The following is a 3,363-nucleotide window of genomic DNA, read 5'->3' as shown; positions in this document are numbered from 1 at the left end:
CGACGGCGCCCTGGGCGAACCGCTGGCCGAGGCCGCCCGCCGGGTGCGGCCGGTCAGCTGTTGAACGTCCGCGGGCCCCTCCACCCCGGGGGCCCGCGGACGGGGACGGTCGCGGTGCGAGGTGTTCAGCTCTTCAGCGCCAACGCGTAGACCTGTAGGTCGACCCCGGGCACGGGTGTCCAGTCGCGTTCCGGCACCCGTGTGAAGCCACGGGCGCGGTAGACGAACTGGGCCGCGCGCATCTGCGGCAGGGGGGGCAAGGACAACACGATCCGGACCACGCCCTCCTGGCGGGCTCGCTCCACGAGCGCGTTGACCAGGGCGCGGCCCACGCCGAGCCCCCGTGCCTGGGGCGCCACGGCGAACGCCCGGATCTCGGCCTCGTCGGCGCTCCGGGCGACCTCGCTGTCGGGCGACCACGGTTCGTACATGATCGTCCCCAGCAGCCTCTCCCCGTCCACGGCCACCAGAACCTCCCCCGTTCCGTCCGCCCCCAGCAGCCGGAGCGTCTCGGCGTACGCGGGGCTGGCCTCCAGCAGTCCGTCGGCGAGGTAGGCGGTCACGCGCAGGTCGCTGACGGCGGTCATCTCTTCAGGCAGTACTCGACGCACGATCATGCACGTCATTCAACAGGAAGAACCCCCGGCCGCGCGGCTCCCGAGGCTGCGGGTCGGGGGTTCTTGGGGCGCGTGTGGGGACGGAAAGGCCCGGACCGGCCCCGCGGAGGGGTCCGTCAGGTTCCCTTGATGGCCCCGCACTCCCCGCCGTCCGGGTCGGCGGCGTCCTCACGGGCGTTGTCCAGGTCGTAGGGGTCCTCGGGTCGGCCCTCGGGACGATCGCCCCTGGGCAGCTCGTCGGGGTAGGCGGGGGTCCAGGTGTGCTGGTCCAGGCAGTGCGCCGGACCCACCGAGCGCGTCCAGTAGGGCCAGAGCTCCCAGGTGCCGTCGCCCATGTCGTAGAAGGACACCTCGCCGAGGTGCGAGGTGACCAGGCGGACCGACGCGGGGTCGCCGGGGCGGGCGACCGGGTGGACGATCGTGTACTCGGTGCGGACCGCCAGGTAGTCCAGCCCGTTCGGGTCGCTCGCCTCCTCGGCCCACATCCGGCCGTCCACCTTGACCACGTCGCCGATCGGTTCGGCCGTGCCGGGGGTGAGGTTGAAGGGGATGTACCGGGTGTCGATCTCCGGGTCCTCGTGCCCGTGGTTCTCCAGGTACCAGTCCAGGGACTGGGGGGTGAGAAGGGCCGTGAACTCGCTGTTGTCCTCGTCGAAGACGGCGTCCTGATTGAGGTAGACGGCCTCCATGAGCTCCCGGGTGAGCTCGTAGGCCTCACGGACCCGCGCCTGCGGGTAGGGCCCGACGGCGTCGATCTCCCCTGGGACGTCGAACCCCTCGGCGTAGCCCTCCGCCTCGGTGCCGCCGAAGGGATCGTCGCGGTCGACCTCGTCGAGGATGACGATCCCGTTCTGTTCGAGCGCGTCGTCGGCGAGGTCCTCGAGCAGCTGTTCGACGGGTGCGCAGGCGGTGAGGGTCAGCGCGGCGGCCAGAGTGACGCACAGAGCCGTATGGGAGAGACGTGACATGGGGGATGCCTCGATGTGTTTGAGCGAAATGCGAACAATGACACCTTTCTTACCAGCGTGAAACGCACCCGATCCGACGTTGTCCACAGCCCTGCGTCAAACATCGTCGAAACGTGCCACACTCGCGACCAGGAGGAGACATGGCCCCCTGGACGAACGGCACCGCCGATCTCGCACCCGTCATCCGCGTCCACGGCGGTGTCGTGAGCCCCACGGCCCGCCACTGCCCCACCCACCTGCGCACCAGGACCGAGCACGCCTTCGGCGCGGCCGCTCCCGGCAAACACCCCTACCTCGCGCGATCCGCGCTGAGCCCCCTGACGGCCGTGCTGGATCTGGTCGAGCACCGCGGACGGTCCGTCGAGGACGCGTGTGCGCACCTGCCCACGCGCGGCGGACGCGCTGTCCGGATCATGGGGGAACCGGTCGCGCCCCCGCACGAGGGACTCCTGGCCTGGACCCGGCATGCGGCCCGTACCTACCTCGGCGCCCTGGCCGCCGGCTCCGGGGAGCGCGCCGACGGGCTGGACCGCGTCCCCGTCGCGGACCCGTGGATCCTCCAGTACCTCCCGGAGACCGGCTCGGGGCGTGCCCGACCCTACGAGGTGTGCGTATGGGGGCGCCGGTACCTGCTGCGCGACGGCCCTCGGATCACCCGGGAACTGCGCGTGCCCGTTCCCGGACCCACACGGCCACCCGGGCCGGAGGAGGTGGCGGTCACCGCCTTCGTGGTGGCCACAGGGGCGCACGTCGACCGCGCGGCATTCGAGGCCCGCCCCTGGCGGTACGTCGGCGGCGCGCCGTACGCGACGCGCCCGCGCCGCCTCCCGGAGGAGGCGCCCGCGCGTGTCCGTGTGGTCCAGGTGTCGTGTCTGGACGGGAGCGAGGCCACGCTCTTCGAGGGAACGGTCACCGAGGCCGAGGAACGGTACGCCGCCTTCGGCCGGGAACCGCTGCGGGCGGTGTTGGCCTCGGGCGGGCGGGTGCCGGGAGCCGACTGCCGTCCGTGCCGGAGCCGGGACCGCTGCGGGCGGCTGCCGCGCGCTCCCGGCCTGTTGGGCGTGCGGGACCGGTCGCGCCCGCGCCGCACCTGGTCGGTGACGGCGGGGTCGTACCACCGGGAGTGCCCGGCCAAGGCCCACTTCCACGCGCTCGGGCTACCCTCCGGGGCGGGCGGCGATGGGCCCGAGGGCGCCGCCGCCCGACGCGGACACGCCGTCCTCTCCTGGATCGCCGGGCGGCACCGACGCTCCCCCGCCCGCGCCTGCCCCGCCGACGACCTTCCTCCGGACGGGGACGCCTGGTCGGCGGGCGGGGTCGACGTCACCGGCCGCGCCGCACGGACGGGAGCATCGATGCTCGAACGCCATCTGGCCGTCTGCCCGCTGAGCGACGCCTCCCGACCGGGCGCGGTCCACGTCGACTATCCGCTGACCGTCGACGACCCACTCGCCGACGTCCTCGTCCGTTGCAGCGCCGGCCTCGTGTTCCGCCGCGACGGGGCGTGGGTGATCCGAGAGCTCACGACGGCACGGACCGGCACCGTCGCGGACCTGGACCGCCTGCTTCACGACCAGCCGCGCCTCGCCCTGCTGGTCCTGCTGGGCACGGCGGTCGTGCCCCCGACGGCCCCTCGGCCGGCGATCGAACTGGAGGTCCTCACCCCCGACGGAGCTCACGTGCGGGCGGTCGACCCCGACCTACCGCGGAACCGTGCCACGGCCCGGGCGGTCGTGCGGGCGCTGGCCGCTCCCTGGCACGCGGACACCGCCCACGTG

General features: G+C 73.4%; 3 protein-coding genes. 1 reads left to right on the top strand and 2 read right to left on the bottom strand.

Going from position 1 to position 3,363, the window contains the following annotated elements:
• Positions 1-125: 125 nt before the first annotated feature.
• On the bottom strand, positions 126-587 hold the full coding sequence (locus D471_RS0117975) for a GNAT family N-acetyltransferase (protein WP_017599899.1): 462 nt from the start codon (positions 585-587) through the stop codon (positions 126-128).
• A 146-nt stretch (positions 588-733) separates the two neighbouring features.
• On the bottom strand, positions 734-1,585 hold the full coding sequence (locus tag D471_RS0117970) for a hypothetical protein (RefSeq protein ID WP_017599898.1): 852 nt from the start codon (positions 1,583-1,585) through the stop codon (positions 734-736).
• A 140-nt stretch (positions 1,586-1,725) separates the two neighbouring features.
• On the opposite strand from D471_RS0117970, the gene D471_RS34960 reads away from it, so the two are divergent.
• A partial coding sequence (locus tag D471_RS34960; RefSeq protein WP_017599897.1) for a hypothetical protein occupies positions 1,726-3,363 on the top strand: 1,638 nt, incomplete at its 3' end.

The organism is Nocardiopsis lucentensis DSM 44048 (genome assembly GCF_000341125.1).
In the GTDB taxonomy this organism is placed as follows: Bacteria; Actinomycetota; Actinomycetes; order Streptosporangiales; family Streptosporangiaceae; genus Nocardiopsis; species Nocardiopsis lucentensis.
Note: the sequence above shows the minus strand (reverse complement) of the source record. Positions and strands in the feature narration are given on the sequence as shown.